At 47.9% G+C, this 19,077-nt stretch carries 14 protein-coding genes; 7 read left to right on the top strand and 7 right to left on the bottom strand.

Annotation, left to right across the window (positions count from 1 at the left end; all coding sequences use genetic code 11):
• The first annotated feature begins 163 nt into the window (after positions 1–163).
• Both B5Z18_RS03680 and B5Z18_RS03685 read left to right on the top strand, forming a co-directional pair.
• Positions 164–3,022 (top strand): triple tyrosine motif-containing protein, encoded by a 2,859-nt coding sequence (locus B5Z18_RS03680; protein ID WP_079468033.1) that lies wholly within the window; start codon positions 164–166, stop codon positions 3,020–3,022.
• 112 nt (positions 3,023–3,134) lie between these two features.
• Entirely contained in the window at positions 3,135–4,373 is a 1,239-nt protein-coding gene (locus B5Z18_RS03685; protein ID WP_079468034.1) for a multidrug effflux MFS transporter, read from the top strand.
• On the opposite strand, the gene B5Z18_RS03690 is transcribed toward B5Z18_RS03685, so the two are convergent.
• Both B5Z18_RS03690 and B5Z18_RS03695 read right to left on the bottom strand, forming a co-directional pair.
• Positions 4,370–5,095, bottom strand: coding sequence for an SDR family oxidoreductase (locus B5Z18_RS03690; RefSeq protein WP_079469965.1), 726 nt, complete (start codon positions 5,093–5,095; stop codon positions 4,370–4,372). The genes B5Z18_RS03685 and B5Z18_RS03690 overlap by 4 nt on opposite strands.
• A 70-nt stretch (positions 5,096–5,165) precedes the next feature.
• Positions 5,166–5,738 (bottom strand): Crp/Fnr family transcriptional regulator, encoded by a 573-nt coding sequence (locus tag B5Z18_RS03695; protein WP_159454177.1) that lies wholly within the window; start codon positions 5,736–5,738, stop codon positions 5,166–5,168.
• A gap of 170 nt (positions 5,739–5,908) precedes the next feature.
• Here B5Z18_RS03695 and B5Z18_RS03700 point away from each other — a divergent pair, with 170 nt between their 5' ends.
• Both B5Z18_RS03700 and B5Z18_RS03705 read left to right on the top strand, forming a co-directional pair.
• The gene (locus B5Z18_RS03700) at positions 5,909–6,253 is read left to right on the top strand and encodes a TfoX/Sxy family protein (protein WP_079468036.1); all 345 of its coding nucleotides are present in this window, start codon (positions 5,909–5,911) and stop codon (positions 6,251–6,253) included.
• Positions 6,254–6,360: 107 nt separating this feature from the next.
• Positions 6,361–7,596: a cation:proton antiporter gene (locus B5Z18_RS03705; RefSeq protein ID WP_079468037.1), complete on the top strand. Its 1,236-nt coding sequence runs from the start codon at positions 6,361–6,363 to the stop codon at positions 7,594–7,596.
• Between the two features lie 49 nt (positions 7,597–7,645).
• On the opposite strand, the gene B5Z18_RS03710 is transcribed toward B5Z18_RS03705, so the two are convergent.
• Entirely contained in the window at positions 7,646–9,802 is a 2,157-nt protein-coding gene (locus B5Z18_RS03710) for a glycoside hydrolase family 3 protein (RefSeq protein ID WP_079468038.1), read from the bottom strand.
• Positions 9,803–9,932: 130 nt separating this feature from the next.
• On the opposite strand from B5Z18_RS03710, the gene B5Z18_RS03715 reads away from it, so the two are divergent.
• Positions 9,933–11,054, top strand: coding sequence for an aminotransferase class V-fold PLP-dependent enzyme (locus B5Z18_RS03715; RefSeq protein ID WP_079468039.1), 1,122 nt, complete (start codon positions 9,933–9,935; stop codon positions 11,052–11,054).
• Positions 11,055–11,089: 35 nt separating this feature from the next.
• On the opposite strand, the gene B5Z18_RS03720 is transcribed toward B5Z18_RS03715, so the two are convergent.
• A complete protein-coding gene (locus tag B5Z18_RS03720) occupies positions 11,090–11,923 on the bottom strand; it encodes an aldo/keto reductase (protein WP_079468040.1) in 834 nt (277 codons plus the stop codon).
• A 12-nt stretch (positions 11,924–11,935) separates the two neighbouring features.
• Positions 11,936–13,114, bottom strand: a complete 1,179-nt coding sequence (locus tag B5Z18_RS03725) for an MFS transporter (protein ID WP_079468041.1) — start codon at positions 13,112–13,114, stop codon at positions 11,936–11,938.
• 562 nt (positions 13,115–13,676) lie between these two features.
• On the opposite strand from B5Z18_RS03725, the gene fusA reads away from it, so the two are divergent.
• On the top strand, positions 13,677–15,752 hold the full coding sequence (gene fusA, locus B5Z18_RS03730; RefSeq protein ID WP_079468042.1) for an elongation factor G: 2,076 nt from the start codon (positions 13,677–13,679) through the stop codon (positions 15,750–15,752).
• A 58-nt stretch (positions 15,753–15,810) separates the two neighbouring features.
• Here the strand turns inward: fusA and B5Z18_RS03735 are convergent, their stop codons facing one another.
• Positions 15,811–16,407: a nuclear transport factor 2 family protein gene (locus B5Z18_RS03735; protein WP_079468043.1), complete on the bottom strand. Its 597-nt coding sequence runs from the start codon at positions 16,405–16,407 to the stop codon at positions 15,811–15,813.
• 67 nt (positions 16,408–16,474) lie between these two features.
• Positions 16,475–17,512, bottom strand: coding sequence for a tRNA dihydrouridine synthase DusB (gene dusB, locus B5Z18_RS03740; RefSeq protein WP_079468044.1), 1,038 nt, complete (start codon positions 17,510–17,512; stop codon positions 16,475–16,477).
• A gap of 167 nt (positions 17,513–17,679) precedes the next feature.
• On the opposite strand from dusB, the gene B5Z18_RS03745 reads away from it, so the two are divergent.
• Positions 17,680–19,068: a mercuric reductase gene (locus B5Z18_RS03745; protein WP_079468045.1), complete on the top strand. Its 1,389-nt coding sequence runs from the start codon at positions 17,680–17,682 to the stop codon at positions 19,066–19,068.
• The last annotated feature ends 9 nt before the right edge of the window (positions 19,069–19,077 follow it).

Below are 19,077 nucleotides of genomic sequence, written 5' to 3' on the forward strand. Positions count from 1 at the left end.
AAAAATAACGATGGCCAAGATCAGTATTTAAAAGGAAAAAATCATTTCCGGCACTACGTCATTTCTACTTCAGATGGGATTAAATCATTGATTGCTAATCTATCTTCATTACTTCTTACCTACATCAGCAAAAAAATTTTACATTTAGTAAAACGCTTTTTAGATGAAGCATTTGCTGTTGCTGGCCCTTTTATTCCACGGAAAAATATTATTAGCCCAGAATACGATCGGACTACCCGCTGTTGTAAATTTCAGCAAAGCCCAATACCAGGGAAATGGCCAAACCTGGGACATCGATATCGACCACAAAGGCATCCTGTATTTCGCCAACAACGAAGGGCTTCTTACCTTCAACGGCAACTACTGGAAGCTGTACCCTGTTCCCAACAATACCCGGCTGCGTGCCGTAAAGGTGGCGCCGGACGGGAAGATTTATGTAGGCGCACAGGACGACTTCGGGTATTATCTGCCCAATAAGAATGGTATCCTGGAATATACTTCTCTCAAAAAAAATATCCCCGCAGGACAAACAGAATTCGCGGATATCTGGAATATTGCCTTCCACAACAATGGCGTTTACTTCAAAAGCAACAATAAAATATTTGGCTGGCGTAACCGGCAGATGGAAGTGTACAATGCCCCCGGGGAATGGAAAATAATGGGGAGTACTGCCCACCATCTCTATGCACAGGACATCCAACAGGGATTACTGAAACTGGTCAACGGCCAATGGCAACCCGTTTGCGTTGCCGCCAAAGACAAATCCCTCCTGATCACCGCTTTCCTCGAAGAAAAAAATGATACCCTGCTGGTAGCCACCCTCAAAGATGGCCTCTTCCGCATCGCGCATCAGCAGCTGATCCCACTGCAAACAGAAGCTGATACTGTTTTCAGGAGCAGCCGTATTTACTGTGCTATCCCCCTGGATAACGGGCAGCTGGCCGTGGGCACTTTCTCCAAAGGATGTTTTATGATCAACGCCGTCAACGGCAAAGTGATCCAGCAATTCAGCATGGACGAGGGCCTCCAGAACAATAATGTGCTCCGGCTGTTTGCTGATCCCCGCCATAACATCTGGCTGGCGCTGGACAACGGCATCGATCAGCTCCGGTACAACACCGCTATTAAACAGATACTACCCGCCAAACATAATTCCCTCACCACTTACACGGCGAAGGTGTTTAATCAGCATCTTTATATCGGTACCTCCGACGGGTTATACAGCACGCCCCTGGACACGGTTACAGACCTCAGCTATTCCAAAGGCAACTTCCAGCCCGTAGCCAACACCCGTGGCCAGGTATGGAACCTTTCTGCTATCGGCTCCCACCTGCTGATGGCCCACCAGGAAGGAACATTTGAAATCACCGGCAACAAAGCCACCGCGCTGCTGAAAGACCTGGGCTGCTGGGCATACCTGCCGCTCCCCAACAATATCCTCACCGGCTGCTACAATGGCCTGGCACTTATCCGCTACAACGGTTCGCAGGTGAATGTTAACCGGCACCTCTCCGGTTTGTATGAATCCCTGCGCTTCCTGGCAGTAGACCCGCAGCAACGTATCTGGTCGTCACACCCCTACCGCGGCGTGTACCTGCTCACGCTCAAAAATGATACAGCCCTGAACTACCGGCTGTTCACGCAAAAAGACGGACTGCCTTCTACCTACAATAATTACGTTTTCCGTATTCAACAGCGAATGGTAGCCGCTACGATGAAAGGCATCTATGAATTTGATGAAGCCCGGCAACAATTCATTCCGTCAACAGGCGTATTTACCCCGTTGAAAAACGTAGCGGTGCAATACCTTTCGGAAGACAGCAGCGGCAACATCTGGCTGGTGGCGGATAAAAAGCCGGGCGTATTGAACCCGCAACAGCAAACAATTACCTGGTTCCCCGAACTCACCGGGAAAATAGTAGGCGGCTTTGAATTCATTTATCCCTTTAACGAAGAGAATATCTTTTTTGGAGGCGACAAAGGCATTTATCATCTTAACTATAAAAAATACTCCCGTCATGATGCCGGCCTGTCAGTGCTACTGGGGCAAATAAAAGCCACCAGCCGGAAAGATACCCTGCTGTATGGCGGCTACCACACTGCCGGTCCGCAGCCACCAGTGGTACTGCCAAATGCGTTTAACAGTTTTCATTTTGAATATACCGTTCCCCCCGCGGAGCAAGGCAATCACATCACTTACAGCTATCAGCTGGCTGGCTTCGATAAGCAACCCGGCGAATGGACGGCTAAAACAGAAAAGGAATACACCAATCTTCCTTACGGAGAATATATTTTTTCGGTGAAGGCGAAAGATAACCTCGGCAATATCTCCGCGGCCGCCAGTTATTCTTTTACCATTTTGCCCGCCTGGTATCAAACCTATATGGCGAAGGCGGTATATGTATTACTGCTCACCGGGCTGATCTGGTATCTGTACAGGCGTCAAAAGAAAAAATTTGCTGCGCAGAAAGATAAACATCTGCAGGAACAGCAACATCTCATTTTTCAGCACCAGCTGGAACTGGAAAGAAATGAGAAACAGCTGATCCAGCTGCGCAATGAGAAACTGGAATCAGATGTACAACATAAAAACAAAGAGTTGGCTACTGCTACCATGCACCTCGTACAGAAAGGCAAACTGATTTCCAACATCCGTGAAGAGCTGATACAAAGCGTAAAGAAAACCAATGACCCGGAAGCGCTTCCTTCTTTCAAAAAAGTAATGCGGTTGTTTGAAGAAGCAGAAAATAACGAAGAAGACTGGGCACAGTTCTCCCAACATTTTGATGAAGTGCATAATAATTTCCTGCGTACCCTTAAAAAACAATACCCGGATTTAACTACTACCGATCTCAAACTTTGTGCTTACCTGCGCATTAATCTTACTACCAAAGAAATAGCCCAGTCGATGGGCATTTCCGTCCGAGGCGTGGAAACCAGCCGGTACCGGCTTCGCAAGAAACTAAACATACCCGGTGAAACAGGGCTCTACGATTTCCTCACCAATATTACACAGGGATAAATGCAGCTGCTTGTCTTCTCCGGGTAAAATCAGGAGAAGATAACATCCACATTACCGGAAGGGGCATATTTCTTCTTACTTTTGCAGGGACATTTTTAAAAGCCATATTATTTTGACCAACGAACTTTCGAAATCGAAATATTTCTTTCTTATTCTGATTCTCGGTACGCTCACAGCATTAGGACCCTTTTCGATCGACATGTATCTTCCCGGCTTTCCGGCTATAGGAAAGGATCTGGGAGTAGATCCCACCAGGGTGGCGTTGTCGCTTTCCAGTTTTTTTATTGGTATTTCAGCCGGACAACTGCTGTATGGTCCGCTGCTGGACCGGTTTGGCAGGAAGAAGCCGTTGTATATAGGACTCGTGCTGTATGTGATCTCTTCTATCGGTTGTATGTATATATCATCTCTGAACGGGCTCATCATACTCCGCTTTATCCAGGCCATAGGCAGCTGCGCTGCAGCAGTAGCTTCGGTAGCAATGGTACGTGATCTTTTCCCGGTAAAAGACAATGCTAAAGTATTTGCATTGTTGATGCTGGTGGTGGGTACTTCCCCCATGATTGCGCCTACCGTAGGCAGTTATGTAACCAGCGCCTTTAGCTGGCATGCGGTATTCCTCATATTAGGTATCATGGGTGCGCTGATCCTGATCGCCACCATCCTCTGGCTGCCGGAAAGTTATCAGCCGGATACGTCGATGTCGCTGAAGCCCGGTCCCATTATCAGCAACTTCCTGTCGGTGGTAAGCGAACCACAGTTTTATACCTACACCTTTGCGGGCGCCATTTCTTTTTCAGGACTGTTCGCTTATGTGTCGGCTTCGCCGCAGGTGTTCATGGATATTTACAAGCTCAGTGACAAAGCGTACGGATGGATCTTTGCGGGCCTCTCTGTAGGACTGATAGGTTCCAGCCAGGTGAACAGCCAGTTGTTGAAACGGTTCAGCAGTCAGCAGATAGTACCGGTGGCGCTGGTTTGTCAAACTATCACCGGGCTTATTTTCATAGTATGCGCCTGGAATAACTTTTTATCATTAGCCGGTATCATCGTGTTGTTGTTCATATACCTTTGCTGCCTGGGCTTTATCAATCCCAACACTTCTGCATTGTCGCTGGCGCCGTTCAGTAAAAATGCGGGCAGTGCCTCTTCGCTGATGGGCGCTACGCAAATGGGAATAGGTGCGCTTGCCTCCACGGTAGTAAGCTTATACAATACACATACGGCCACACCGATGGCGATCACCATGTGCGGCACTTCGCTGCTGGCGTTGTTTATATTACTGGTATGCCGCCGGAATATTAAAACGGCTGTGGCAGCGGTGCCCGGCGCCGCTACCATCGCGCATTAAACCAATACAGCGCCGCCATCTACCACCACTATCTGCCCGGTGCTGAATCCGTTCTGCATCAAATACAAATACGTTTGTGCAATATCTTCCGGCTGGCCCACACGTCCCGCCAGGAGCACGCCTGCTGCCTGTTGATACATGGCTTCGCGGTCGGCCTCCGGCATTCCTTCCCAGAGAGCTGTTTTCACAATACCTGGCGATACAGCATTTACCCGGATAGGCGCCAGTTCTACGGCCAGCATACGGGTAAAACCCTCCATAGCGCCACAGATGCAGGCCCCGGCAGCCCAACCCTTCTGCGGACGCAGGTTAGCGATACCGGTGGTCAATACCACAGATCCTCCCGGCAATATGTTCTTACTGCCATGTTTTATCGCATTGAATGCGCCAAAGAAACGTAGTTGAAATGCTTCCTGCAACTCAGCAGCGGTAAGATCTTCCACCTGTCCGAATGGAAAAGAACCACCGGCTGTAAATACCAAATGATCAAAGGCGCCCGAAGTACGGAAGAAATCACGCACTGCTGCTTCATTTCCAAGATCCACCGAAAAGCCCTCCGCCGTTTCCGGTAGCGTAGTCAAGGCTTTCTTAACTTTTCCGGGGTTACTGGAAACAATGATCACCGTTGCTCCTGCCGCTGCTGCCGCCTGTGCTGTTGCTAAACCGATGCCGGCCGAACCGCCTAATACCAATACTTTTTTTCCTGTCAGATCCGTATTCATAATTGTATTTTTTATGAACACAAAATTCGGCAGCCGCTGGCAAGCGTCATTTAACAAATGGTAAAAAGCGTCAACGATGGCCATTTTTCCGGATCCGGCTGAGCGACTGTTGCGTAATACCCAGGAAAGAAGCAATGGTACTCAATGGCGCGCGGGAAACAATATCCGGTTCTTTTTGCAGGAAATACCGGTAACGCTCCGAGGCATCCAGCCCCAGGTATTCATTCCGGGCCAGGACCTTTTCCAGCAGGCCCTGTCGTGTAATCTGATCTATCAGGGATTTGAGGTAAGGGATTTTTTCGTATAGCCGCAACAGGTATTCCTTATGTAATACAATTACATCGGCATCACACACCGCCTCCAATACATAAGGAGATGGCGTTTCTTCGAGATAGTTGCCTAGTATGGTGGCGCACCTATTTTCTTTCAGAAAAAATATGGTGATATCTTCACCTTCATCCGTGCGCTTCACCAGGCGTAATATACCTGCACAGATAAAGAACAGCTCCCGTGGCACCTTGCCTTCCGGCAGCAGCACAGTTCCTTCTTTCACCTGCTGTACGCACAAACCAGCGGATAGCAGCTGCCAGTCGGCTTCAGACACCGGATGCAGCTGTTTCAGGAAGCGGTAAAAAATATCCATGCAGGCCATAGCTATAAATTTCTTTACAATATTATATAGAGAATCTGAGAATACCTGCCGGGCCGGTATATTTGTTTTCCCGGCACTCTCCCTGCTAAGAGAAGCCATGGAAAAACAATACGGAAATTAAAGGAAGTTGTACCTTTAACATCTCCCAAAAAAATATTCCAATGGCATATAATGAAAAACTCGCTGACCGCGTACGCGAAATTCTTTCTGCTTCCACCGATAATATCACCGAAAAGAAAATGTTTGGCGGTTTATGCTTCATGGTAAACGATAAAATGTGCGTGGGCGTACGACCCGATAAAATGATGGTAAGGATTGACCCTTCCAAATCAGACGAAGTAGTGGAATCCTCCGCTGGCGCTGAAGTAATGATTCATGGCGGGAAGGAGATGAAAGGATTTATTTTTGTAGATGAAAATGAACTCCACACAAAAAAACAATTACAATACTGGATTAAAATGGCATTAGAATTTAACGTAAATGCTAAGTCTTCCAGGAAAAAATAATCCCTTAATGCCGGTCCGGCTTTGATTTGCTACATTTTTTTCTATCTTTAAAACCACTGTAGCAACATTAGGAACCTGATTTTTTAACCGGCATTATTCGATTACTTATGAACACATTTACGCTGATAACGGCTTTAGTTACCATTAGTGCATTAATTTCCTACATCAACAACCGATTCATCAAACTCCCGGGAACCATAGGCGTGATCGTGGTTTCGCTCCTGTTGTCATTACTGATTTCGCTGACAGGTAAAATTTTTCCCGGCGCATTTACTTTTATTAAAGATGTAACCAACGGTATTGATTTTACAGGCACCCTGCTGGACGTAATGTTAGGCTTCCTGCTTTTTGCCAGCGCATTACATTTCGATTTCAATAAGTTAAAAGCACAGCGGTATCCCGTACTGGTACTGAGTACTGTGGGAGTTATCGGCTCTACCTTTATATTCGGATTCCTGCTGTACTGGACCACAACACTGCTTCACATTGATATTCCGCTGGTATATTGCCTATTGTTTGGCGCACTCATTTCTCCTACCGATCCGGTAGCGGTATTGTCTATCTTGAAAAAATCAAAAGTCCCTCCTGCCCTTGAAACTATTATTGGCGGGGAGTCTTTGCTCAATGATGGTACCGGCATCCTGTTATTTGTGATCCTGAAAGAAGTAGCCGGACAGGCAGATAGCCATGTTTCACTGTCACATGCTGCGGCGTTATTTTCACAGGAAGTATTCGGCGGTATCCTGCTGGGCGTTGTTTCCGCCATTGTTGCTTACAGAACCATGAAGCGTGTAGATGATTTCAATATCATTGTAATGGTGTCTCTATCGATGGTAATGGTGATTTCCGTAGTAGGCGCCATGCTGCACGTATCCATTCCACTGGCGGCGGTTTCCGCCGGTTTGATATTGGGTAATACTTCCCTGGGTACAAAAAATGCAGAAGAAATTCAGCACTATTTTCATAACATATGGAGCCTCATCGACGAGCTGTTGAATACCATCCTGTTTGTGATGATTGGGTTGCAGATTGTGATCATGCCATTCCTGCAAAACTATTGGTTCACTGGTCTGATGGCCACTTTATTTGTACTGATCGCGCGGGCGCTGAGTATTACCATCCCCGCCATTGTATTAAAACGCTCCCTGAAAACGGATTATAAAAGCATTACTATATTGGTGTGGGCAGGACTACGTGGGGGCATCTCCGTTGCACTGGCACTGTCATTACCGGAATCACCCTACAAGGAAATTATCCTTTCAGCCAGTTACTTTGTGGTATTGTTCTCTATTATTGTACAGGGGCTCACGCTGAAGAAGGTGGTGGACCGTATGGTGGTATAGTGGATTTATAGCAGCAGGGAAGCATTGAATACTTCCCTGCTGCTATTTATTACTTCACTTTAAATTCCTGCGACAGCAGGAAGCTCTCTGAACTCTTTCCTATATTGATTTTATACGTGCCTTTGTATAATTTCCAGGCATGTTGCTGTAAATCCCATTTCTGTAACTCTGCTGCCGGCAGTTCCAGTTCCACTATTTCTTCTCCGCCCTTGCTTACATGCACCCGCCTGAATGCTTTCAATTCCTTCACCGGCATACGTTCCATGTTTGGATAAGTGATATAGGCCTGTACTACTTCGTCGCCATCAAAGTCGCCGGTGTTTTTAACGGCTACGGATACACGAATAATATCTTTGCTGCGGTACTCCTTTGCCGGAGCCGTATGCCAGGCATAGTCAAACTTCGTATAGCTGAGGCCGTAGCCAAAAGGATACGCTGCTTTACCTTTAAAATACCGGTAGGTGCGGTTTTTCATGCTATAGTCCTTGTAGTCCGGTAAGTCCTGCAGGGATTGATAAAAAGTAACCGGCAACCGCCCTGCGGGCGAATATTTTCCGAAGATGATATCCGCGAGGGCGTTACCGCCCTGTTCTCCCGGATACCACGCCAGGATCACCGCATCTGCATAGGGCGCGATGGCCGACACATCTACCGCGCTGCCGGCAGTAATCACGGCAATGATAGGTTTCTTATGCGCTTCCCTTAATTTCTTCATGAACAGGATCTGTGAGCGGGGCAGGCTCAGTGTATTTTTATCGCCGCCGGAAGAGGAAAGGAATGCGTCTCCTTCTTCTCCTTCCAGTAAAGGCGTTAAGCCAATCACCGCTACCGTCACATCACAGTTCTGCGAAGCCCAGATACCACCAAAATGCAGGGTATCTGTAAAGTCGCATCCCTGGTCGTATTGCATGGCCATACCCGGACCGGCGGCTTTGGCCAGTCCTGCGGCGAAAGTAACCATATCGCCCGATACGCCGTGATAGTTGCCCATCAGGGCTTCCAGCGATGCGGAGTTGGAACCCGTCACCAGCATGGAAGCATATTTATCGGCAGTTAAGGGCAATACGCCGTCGTTTTTCAGCAATACCATGCTTTCCCTGGCCGCTTCACGGGCCAGCCGGGCGTGATAGCTGTTATTTACGCTATCGGCGCCATAGGCGCTGTAAGGACTTGCTGCCGGGGCATCCAGTAGCCCCAGCTTTATGCGCGTACGCAGGGTGGCGCTGAGGGCGCTGTCTACATTCGCGCTTGTCAGCCAGCCCTTATCAATGGCTTTCATCACATCATCCTGTAAAATATTGGCGCAATCAAGATTAACGCCTGCTTTCACCGCCGCTGCCGCCACTTCCTCGCGGGTAGGAATAGCTTTATGACGCAGCCAGATATCATCCAGCGCCCAGCAGTCGGTAACTACCTGTCCGCCGAATTTCCATTCATGCCGCAGGATGTCCTGCAACAGTGTATTGCCGGTGCAGCAAGGCTGACTGTTCACCCGGTTATACGCGCACATGATCGATTCTACTTTGCCATCCACCAGTTTCTTAAACGCATAGAGATAGGTTTCCCGCAGGTCCTTTTCATCGATGATGGCATTAAAGCTGTGCCGGTCGGCTTCGGGGCCGCTGTGCACGGCAAAGTGTTTGGCACAGGCAGCCGTTTTCAGCGCACCGGGAACATCCCCCTGTAAGCCCTGCACAAAAGCGCCCGCCATGGTAGCAGTGAGATAAGGATCTTCACCGTATGTTTCCTGGCCACGGCCCCAGCGGGGATCACGGAAGATATTGATGTTAGGAGTCCAGAAGTTAAGCCCCATATACTGCACATGCCGGTGCTGCTGCACGGCCAGGTTATATTTAGCACGGGCTTCCGTGGAAATGGTGTTGGCTACTTCCCTGGCCAGCGGCGCATTAAAGGTAGCCGACAGCCCTATCGCCTGCGGATATACGGTGGCTTCGCCACCTCGTGCAATACCATGCAACGCCTCATTCCACCAGTTATAGGCAGGGATCTGCAACCGGTCTATCGCCGGACTGTTATATCCCAGCAATGATATTTTTTCAGATAGCGTAAGGGTATGCAGCAGGTCGTTCACCCGGTCGTTCAGCGGCGCATCCGCCCGCCTGAACAGCGCCGGCTGCTGCGCCGCTGCGTTTGATGTAAATAAAAGTATGAAAGCACCAAAAATGAAAAACTGTTTTCTCAACATGCTAAACCTGATTTTTTTCTATAAGATATTCCACCTCTGCGCAAGTTATCATATAAAAAACATAATCGTATGGCGGTATCCCACCAATGGTTTATTTTGTTTATTATCGTGAAGAAATTAATAAAATAGTATGACTAAATGGGAAAAGATCAGGGCCGATTACCCCGTATGTAACAACGCTGCTTATTTTTTTACCAACGGCGGCGGACCGGTAAGCACTCCTTTGGTGCAAAGGGCAACGGCGCTTTTCACAGAACTGAGTGAAAAAGGCCGCGGAGTGATGCCCGGCTGGGATCACCAGGCCAATGAAGTAAGGACGCTCGTTGGTGAAATGATCCGCGCAAAGGCCAGTGAAATTGCGTTCATCACCAATACCTCGCAGGCTATGATCCTCCTGTACGGGATGTTTCCAAAACACTATGAAATCATCACCATGCGGGATGAATTTCCCAGCAGCTTTGTAGGCTGGATGCACAACGGTCATACCCTGCATTTCGTAGATAGTGATGACCATAACCAGATCTCCGTTGCAGACATCGCCGCTAAAATCACCCCGGCCACCCGTATCCTGATCACCAGCCACGTGATGTTCAGAACCGGCTTCCGGCAAAACCTGAAAGCCATTGGCGAACTATGCAAACAACATCAGCTCATCCATATAGTAGATGCCACGCAATCCTTTGGCGTCAACGACATTGATGTGCAGGAATGTAATATCGATGTCCTCATCTTCCACGCATACAAATGGGTCACTGCCGGTTATGGTACCGGCGCAATGTATGTGTCGCAGAAAATATTGGATCAATACCCCCCACAGGTGATGAGCTGGTATAATGTGGATTATGAAACGGCCGATTTCCAGTCAGTAAAGGACTATACGAACTTCACACCTAAAAAAGATGCCACGGTATTTGAGCCCGGCACACCGCCGTTTGTAAATATACTTTTATTGGGAGAGGCACTAAAATATCTTCATCGTACGGGCATTCCCGATATAGAGGCATATGTCGGGGAGCTAGTCACCTACCTGGCGGAAAAGGCGGCTGCACAAGGTATCCGGCTGTTGTCAAACTATCCGCCGGAGCATCTTTCTGCCATACAACTGCTGGAAATTACACCCACGCAAAATGAGAAAATTGAAAAGAATAATATCCAGGCGAGATATAAAAATAACAGACTAACGGTAGCCTTAAACTTCTATAACAACAAGGCGGACATTGATAAACTATTTTCGGCGCTCGCCGAAGCATAAAAAAATAGCGGAGGGAAATCCCTCCGCTAAAAATATTAAAAGTTGAAATTGTCCGGGTCTGGTCCTACCCTTTCTCCACGATCCAGCGCATCTATCTTCAACACATCTTCTTTACTGATCTCAAAATTGAACAACTGCGCGTTGGAAATCACCCTGTCCTGGCGAATGCTTTTAGGAATGGTCACCACATCCTTCTGCAGGTCCCATCTTAATACTAATTGTGCTACTGACACTTTATATTTCTCCGCAAGTTCGTTCAGCAATGGCACGTCAAACGCCTTACCCTGCATCAGCGGGCTCCAGGCTTCAAACTGTACGTTGTTTTTCTGACAGAAATCCAGCAGGGAAGGCTGTACCAGGTAAGGATGGAATTCCAGCTGGTCCACCATAGGCAGTACCTTCGCGCTCTGGAACAGGTCTTCCAGGTGATGTTGCAGGAAATTGCTGACGCCAATAGCTTTTACGCGGCCATCTGCATACAATTGCTCCATTGCGCGCCAGGTTTCTTTATACTTACCCTTTACCGGCCAGTGAACCAGGTACAGGTCAAGATAGTCTGTTTTCAGTTTCTCCAGGGAGGTATCAAAAGCTTTCAGGGTGCTGTCGTAGCCCTGATCCGCATTCCATACTTTCGTAGTCAGGAAAATATCCTTTCTGTCTGTCGCATTTTTTTCAATGGCAATACCCACTCCTTCTTCATTACCATAAATAGCAGCGGTATCTATATGCCGGTAACCGGCATCCAGTGCATAAGTCACTGAATCAATCACTTCCTGTCCTTCTTTTGTTTTAAAAACACCTAATCCGAAATAAGGCATCTGTACACCATTCGATAATTGCACAGTACCGTTAATGTCTGTAATATTCATATAATGGAGATTTTATTTTACTGTTTGAAACGCCAGGGAGGCCGGTTTGTTCAAACGGACGTATAATATAACACACAACACCAGCCCGGTAAATGCGAGCGCCGCGCCTACATATTCCGGTGAAGTATAACTATAGCCAGCTGCAAGGGGCAGTCCGCCCAGGAAAGCCCCCAGCGCATTCCCGATATTGGCGCTGGCCTGCATAGACGAAGAGGCCAGCATTTCCGCGCCTTTGGCGGTATTGATCATCAGCATCTGCATGGGTGCTATCACGGCAAAGGCAATGCTGCCGGTAACAAAGGTCATGATAATGGCAGGAACTTTATAGTGACTTACCAGGCTTACTATGAGCAGCGACAGGATCATGGCCAGCAACAAAAATCCGGTAGTCACGATCGGTGAAAAACGGTCGGCCAGCCGGCCTCCCATAAAATTACCCACTGCCATGCCCACGCCGGCAATGATCATGATAATAGTGATCATATTGCTCTCAAAACCGGCTACCTCCGTCATCAATGGAGCGATATAACTGATCCAGGCGAAAAGTCCGCCGGTACCAATTGCAGATACCCCGATGATGAGCCACATATCCATCTTTTTGAAAATACCCAGGCTTTCCAGGAAGCTGCTGTTATTGGTAACCGGTATCACTGGCATCCACAACTTCACGCTGCCCGCTGCCATCAGGGACACTACCCCCACTATAAGAAAGGAAATACGCCAGCTGTAATTATGCCCGATGTACGTTCCCAGCGGTACACCAATGATATTGGCAATCGTTAGCCCTGCAAACATCACGGATACAGCGCTGGCTTCCTTTCCCGGCTCTGCCAAACGGCTGGCCACTACCGCGCCCATGCCAAAGAAAGCGCCATGCGGCAATCCGGCAAACAAACGGGCTACTACCAGCCACTCATACCCCGGCGCAATGGCAAATAAACTGTTGAACAGTCCAAATGCCAGCATCAGCCCTATCAATACCTTTTTCGGAGGAAAATTACCTGCCAGCGCTACCATCAGCGGAGCGCCTATTACTACACCCAGTGCGTAAGCCGAGATCAGGTGCCCGGCAACAGGAATAGTGATATCAAGCGAGTTGGCCACATCCGGCAAAACACCCATCATCATAAATTCCGTCATCCCTATACTAAAGCCTCCCATCGTGAGACTATATAAACTCAATTTTTTCATCAGATTTTTGTGCGCTTATCGATTTGCAGACGCAAAATTACGACGGAACAAAATGGAGACACCAGTATATATAGGAGATATTTTTGTACAAATAGAAGAAAAAGGACCTGTGGACATCCTTCCTTCAGATTAGTTTATTAAATAAAAACAACCTATCTTTGCGGTGCAATTTAAAAAGTATATGAACAACTATCTCACATATCAGGCATGCAGTTACGCAACTACCGTTATCAGAGCGGTAATTGCAAGTACCCGCATTGTCTTAATTCAAGACGGGGAGGCAAATCCATCCCGGATATGAGAGGTTAATATATAACTCCTGAAATCTTTTTCAAGGGCCTCTTCATCCGAAGAGGCCTTTTTATTTGCTTCCCCCCAATATCTCCAACAGTTTCTTTAGCAAACAATTAATCACAATGAGCACCAACAGGAAATTTATTATTAAAGCATCAATGTCATTTACGCGGCTCGTCCGGTAATGCAGACTTCCTGTTGTATAAAGCAAAGGCCGCTCATTACCAGATGAGGGGCCTTTTTTAATTCCTTTTTTAAATAAGAATATATGAAACGCTTAGCGGATTTTAGAAATATAGGTATCATGGCACATGTCGATGCAGGTAAAACAACGCTTACAGAACGCATGCTTTACTTCACCGGCTTCACACATAAACTTGGCAACGTAGACGAAGGCAACACCGTAATGGATAGCGACCCGCAGGAAGAAAAAAGAGGTATTACCATTTCCTCTGCTGCTATCACTACCTATTGGCAGCACCAGGATCATACCTGGCAGATCAATATCATTGATACGCCCGGCCACGTGGACTTCACCGCTGAAGTGGAGCGTTCATTGCGGGTGTTAGACAGCGCCGTAGCCGTATTCTGCGCCCGGTCCGGCGTACAGCCCCAGTCGGAAACAGTATGGCATCAGGCGAATCACTATAATATTCCCCGCATTGCGTTCATCAATAAAATGGACCGGCAGGGCGCGGATTTCCGCCGCGTAGTAAGCGACATACGCCAACGGCTAAACGCTAATGCGCTGCCGGTGCAATTGCCCATTGGTGCGGAAGATGACTTCACCGGGGTGATAGACCTCATTACCATGAAAGCGCTCGTATGGAACACCGCCGACGGTAAAACATATGAAACGCTCGATATCCCGGCGGCCTTGCTGAACGAAGCATTGGAAGCACGTAATTATTTACTGGAAGAATTGTCTCTGCTGGATGAATCCTTACTGAATAAATATACCACTGCTCCCAACAGTATTCTTCCGGAAGACATTTACACCGCACTGCGCGGTGCTACCATCCGCCTGGAAGCCGTACCCGTACTGGCTGGCGCCGCCTATAAGAACAAAGGTATACAGCCCCTGCTCGATGCAGTGGCTACCTATCTTCCTGCGCCTTCAGACATTGGCGATGTAAAAGCCACTGATCCGGAAACGGAAGCAACAGTGATGATTCCCGTTAGCGAAAGTGCGCCGCTGGCTGCACTGGCGTTTAAGATCATCACCGACGACTACGTAGGGAAGTTAACGTTAGTACGTGTATATGCAGGCGTATTGCGCAACGGCGATACACTCTGGAACAGCCGCACCGGCCGCAAGGTCAGGATCAGCCGTTTGATGCGGATCATGTCCGATAAATATGAGACAGTGGAAGAGATAGGCGCCGGCGATATCGGCGCGGTAGTAGGACTGAAAGATGTGAAAACAGGCGACTCCCTTTCGCATCCGGATCACCCGGTATTGCTGGAAAAAATCAGCTTCCCGGAACCCATGATCGGGTATGCGATTGAGGCGAAATCTGCGAAAGATAATGATAAACTGGGCGATGCCTTAAACAGGTTGCTGGAAGAAGATCCTACGCTCACCGTAACAGTGGATAACGCTACCGGCCAAACGATTTTGAAAGGTATGGGCGAACTCCACCTGGAAGTGGTGCTGGAAAAGCTGGCCACACAATATCATCTCGATATCAACAAAGGACAGCCGCAGATCGCGTACAAGGAAATATTTACGCAGGCCGTTACCCATCGTGAAGTGTATAAGAAACAAAACGGTGGCTCCGGTAACTTTGCGGACATCCAGTTTGAATTATCACCCGGCGATGAACAGGCAACAGGACTGGAATTTATCAACGAAATCAAAGGCGGTGCTATTCCAAAAGAATTCATCCCTGCGATCAGTAAAGGTTTCGAGTCGGCCATGCACAACGGCGCCCTGGCAGGTTATCCCGTAAAGTCCATGCGCGTGAGATTGCTGGATGGTTCCATTCATAGCAACGACTCCCACGCCCTGGATTTTGAACACGCAGCTATCACCGGGTTCAAAAGCGTAGCGGCGAAAGCCGCTCCCCGCCTGCTGGAACCCTGGATGAAAGTAACGGTAACCATGCCGGAAGAATTTACCGGCACCCTCACCGGCGACCTGAACCGGCGCCGCGGTGTGATCAAACAAATGGAGATGGATGGATCTGTGCAAACCATCACCGCAATGGTACCATTATCCGAATTATTCGGTTATATAACGGTATTGCGTACACTCTCTTCCGGAAGGGCCGCTGCTTCGCTCACATTCGACAGCTACCAGACCGTTCCCGGTAATATTACCAGTCATATGCTGGTGAAATAAAATGAAAAAGGTGAAGGACATAATCCTTCACCTTTTCTTTATACGATAAAACCATTCACTATTGTAACACCTCACGATCGCTGTGAACATCCTGGTAAAATTTCTTTACCAGCCGGCTATCCGGCAAAGAGTTCAACACGGCGATAAACCATTTTCCGTCTTTCTTCACCACCTTTCCTTTGTAATAACCAACAGACATCAGTTGAATCTGCCCGGTGGTAAGGTCTGTCCAGAGGTTACTGGCGTACATCGTTACCCGCACGGTATCATTGGTGCCAGGGTAAAACTGCATATTGGAAATAAGGTGCCTCGACTGGTAATGCGTATTCCGGATACTCATTACCAGGGAATCTATTTTAGCGGTCCAGTTTTGTTTACCTTTTAATTTCACCCCGTCTATTTCACCACGGATGTTATCATCCATAAACTCCACGCATTTATTCAGATCGCTGTTATCGAAATGCTCGCAGAAACCATAAATCACTTTTTCAATCTGTTGCTGTTCCCGGTATCCCAGCTCATGGGTATTGGAAACATCCGGTAAAACGGCAGCAGTGCTGTCTGTATTTGTTTTTTCTTCGGGAGATGTGTGGCAGGAAAAGAGGCCTATGGTGCTAAGAACAAGCGCAGTGGCGAATAGGAAAAATCTTGACATCTTATAAATTTTATGATATAACAAAACAAACGCATAATTAGTTTTATTATATCATAAAATTTTCTGTCTATAATGGGCACTTCTGATGATAATCAATTAATTCAATCGGGGCGTTAGCCAGCTCAATACCTTTGTAGTAGGCTTCAATCTCATCCAGTACAGCTTCTACCTCTTCCACGGTTTTCATAGTCACCAGCCGCGTACGGAATTGTTTGATATCAGGTAACCCCTTCAGGTAATTGGCATAGCAGCCACGCATTTCGTTGATCCCCTGTACCGGTCCTTTCCATTCTACCGACAGGCGGAGGTGTTTCTTACTTACGGCAATGCGTTCTTCCAGGGTGGGGCCGGCCATTATTTCACCGGTATTCACATAGTGTTTGATCTCCCGGAATAACCACGGATAGCCAATCACCGCGCGGCCAATCATGATGCCATCCACGCCGTAACGGTTTTTATACTCCAGCGCCTTCTGCGGGCTGTTGATATCTCCATTGCCAAAAATGGGAATATGTATACGGGGATTGTTTTTTACTTTGCCGATGAGGGTCCAGTCGGCTTCGCCTTTGTACATCTGGCAACGGGTGCGTCCGTGAATCGCCAGGGCTTTGATGCCTACATCCTGCAACCGTTCTGCTACTTCTTCGATATTCTTTGAGTCGTCGTCCCATCCCAGCCTGGTTTTCACGGTAACAGGCAGCTTAGTGGCCTTTACGCAGGCTTCGGTGAGCCGCACCATCAGGTCGAGGTCCTTCAGCACACCGGCGCCGGCGCCTCTTCCGGCCACCTTTTTCACAGGACAGCCAAAATTGATATCCAGCAGGTCAGGATTGGTAACATCTACGATCCTGGCCGCCATCGCCAGGCTGTCTTCATCCCCGCCAAAGATCTGTATCCCCACCGGGCGCTCATATTCAAAAATATCGAGCTTCTTCCTGCACTTAATGGCATCACGGATCAACCCTTCACTGGAAATAAATTCCGTGTACATCAGGTCAGCGCCGGCATCCTTGCATACCGCCCGGAAAGGCGGATCACTCACATCCTCCATAGGCGCCAGCAGCAAAGGAAAATCAGGAAGCGTTATGTTATCAATCTTTACCAAAATCTATATTTTTTCGCAGCAGCCGCAAAGATAAAGATATTACGCGGATTTTGCCTTAGACAAAATCCGCAGAAAGACCATCGCCGGAGGCGATCCCCCTTTTATTCGCAAAATTTACTTACTTTTCGTTGGTATAATCTTTGGCCCCGCATCCTAAATCTTTCCGTATGCAGAAATTTGACGCAATAGTAATCGGATCCGGTCAGGGTGGAAACCCGCTGGCAAAAAAACTGGAAGAAAAAGGCTGGAAAACTGCTATCATTGAACAACGCTATGCCGGTGGCACCTGCATTAACGACGGCTGCACCCCTACCAAAGCAATGATCGCCTGCGCAAAAGTGGCACATACTGTTTTTCATAGTAAAGACTGGGGCGTTCACAGCCACGGGTTCATGGTGGATCTGCCTTTTATTGTAGCCCGGAAAAATAATATCGTAACAGAATTCCGCGGAGGAACAATCAAAGGTTTACAATCAAACAATGTAAGCATCTTCATGGGAACGGCTGTCTTCACCGGTCATAAAACAATCAAGGTAACCGGGCATAAGGGAGAAGAAAATATACTAACAGCAGATCACATTTTTATCAATACCGGCGCCACGCCTTTCATTCCGCCCATCCCTGGTCTTGCGGATGTACCGTATCTCACTTCCACCACACTGCTCGATGAAGTAACAATTCCGAAGGAACTGATCATTCTAGGAGGCAGTTACATCGCGCTGGAAATGGGACAGCTCTATCAACGTTTAGGCAGTCACGTTACCGTGATAGAATCCGCTTCACAACTGGTATCAAAAGAAGATGCCGATGTGGCGGCAGTGATAAAAAAAATGCTGGAGTCGGAAAACATGCAGATCCACACGGGTACACAGGTAACCCATATATCCCGCAACGGGAAAAAGATCAGCGTGGATATTACTACCGGGGAAGATAAAGACACTATAACGGGTACGCATATACTAATAGCAACCGGCCGCACGCCACAAACTGCAGCGCTGCAACTGCAGCAAACAAATGTACTCACGGATGAAAAGGGATTTATACAGGTAAACGACAAGCTGGAAACCTCCGAACCTGGCATCTATGCCCTCGGCGATGTAAAAGGCGGTCCTGCATTCACACATATCTCCTACAACGATCATCTCATTATTTATAAGAACCTTTTTGAAAATGCAAACACCGGTATAAAAGACCGTCAGGTGCCTTATTGTATGTTCACCGATCCGCAACTCGGACGTATCGGCATTACGGAGAAAGAAGCGCGGAAAGAAGGTATCCCGTTTAAAATAGCCTGCCTGAGTATGGACAAAGTTGCCAGGGCCATAGAAACGGGGCAAACAAGAGGTTTTATGAAAGCGCTGGTGCATGAACATACCAATAAAATCCTGGGCGCCGCTGTAATAGGCACAGAAGGCGGCGAAATCATGTCTATCCTGCAAATGGCCATGCTGGGCGGTATCACCGCCACCCAGATACGCGAAATGGTGTTTGCCCATCCGCTCTATGCAGAATCATTAAACAATCTCTTTATGACCCTGGAGAAACCTGCTCCATAATGAGCAATT

Source organism: Chitinophaga ginsengisegetis (assembly GCF_900168065.1).
GTDB classification, from domain to species: domain Bacteria; phylum Bacteroidota; class Bacteroidia; order Chitinophagales; family Chitinophagaceae; genus Chitinophaga; species Chitinophaga ginsengisegetis.

Coding starts and splice junctions, on each gene's coding strand:
- B5Z18_RS03715 (WP_079468039.1), top strand. CDS start 9,933: ATGACTAAATGGGAAAAGATCAGGGCCGATTACCCCGTATGTAACAAC.
- B5Z18_RS03720 (WP_079468040.1), bottom strand. CDS start 11,923: ATGAATATTACAGACATTAACGGTACTGTGCAATTATCGAATGGTGTA.
- B5Z18_RS03745 (WP_079468045.1), top strand. CDS start 17,680: ATGCAGAAATTTGACGCAATAGTAATCGGATCCGGTCAGGGTGGAAAC.
- B5Z18_RS03700 (WP_079468036.1), top strand. CDS start 5,909: ATGGCATATAATGAAAAACTCGCTGACCGCGTACGCGAAATTCTTTCT.
- fusA (WP_079468042.1), top strand. CDS start 13,677: ATGAAACGCTTAGCGGATTTTAGAAATATAGGTATCATGGCACATGTC.
- B5Z18_RS03710 (WP_079468038.1), bottom strand. CDS start 9,802: ATGTTGAGAAAACAGTTTTTCATTTTTGGTGCTTTCATACTTTTATTT.
- B5Z18_RS03680 (WP_079468033.1), top strand. CDS start 164: ATGAAGCATTTGCTGTTGCTGGCCCTTTTATTCCACGGAAAAATATTA.
- B5Z18_RS03695 (WP_159454177.1), bottom strand. CDS start 5,738: ATGGATATTTTTTACCGCTTCCTGAAACAGCTGCATCCGGTGTCTGAA.
- B5Z18_RS03735 (WP_079468043.1), bottom strand. CDS start 16,407: ATGTCAAGATTTTTCCTATTCGCCACTGCGCTTGTTCTTAGCACCATA.
- B5Z18_RS03725 (WP_079468041.1), bottom strand. CDS start 13,114: ATGAAAAAATTGAGTTTATATAGTCTCACGATGGGAGGCTTTAGTATA.
- B5Z18_RS03690 (WP_079469965.1), bottom strand. CDS start 5,095: ATGAATACGGATCTGACAGGAAAAAAAGTATTGGTATTAGGCGGTTCG.
- B5Z18_RS03705 (WP_079468037.1), top strand. CDS start 6,361: ATGAACACATTTACGCTGATAACGGCTTTAGTTACCATTAGTGCATTA.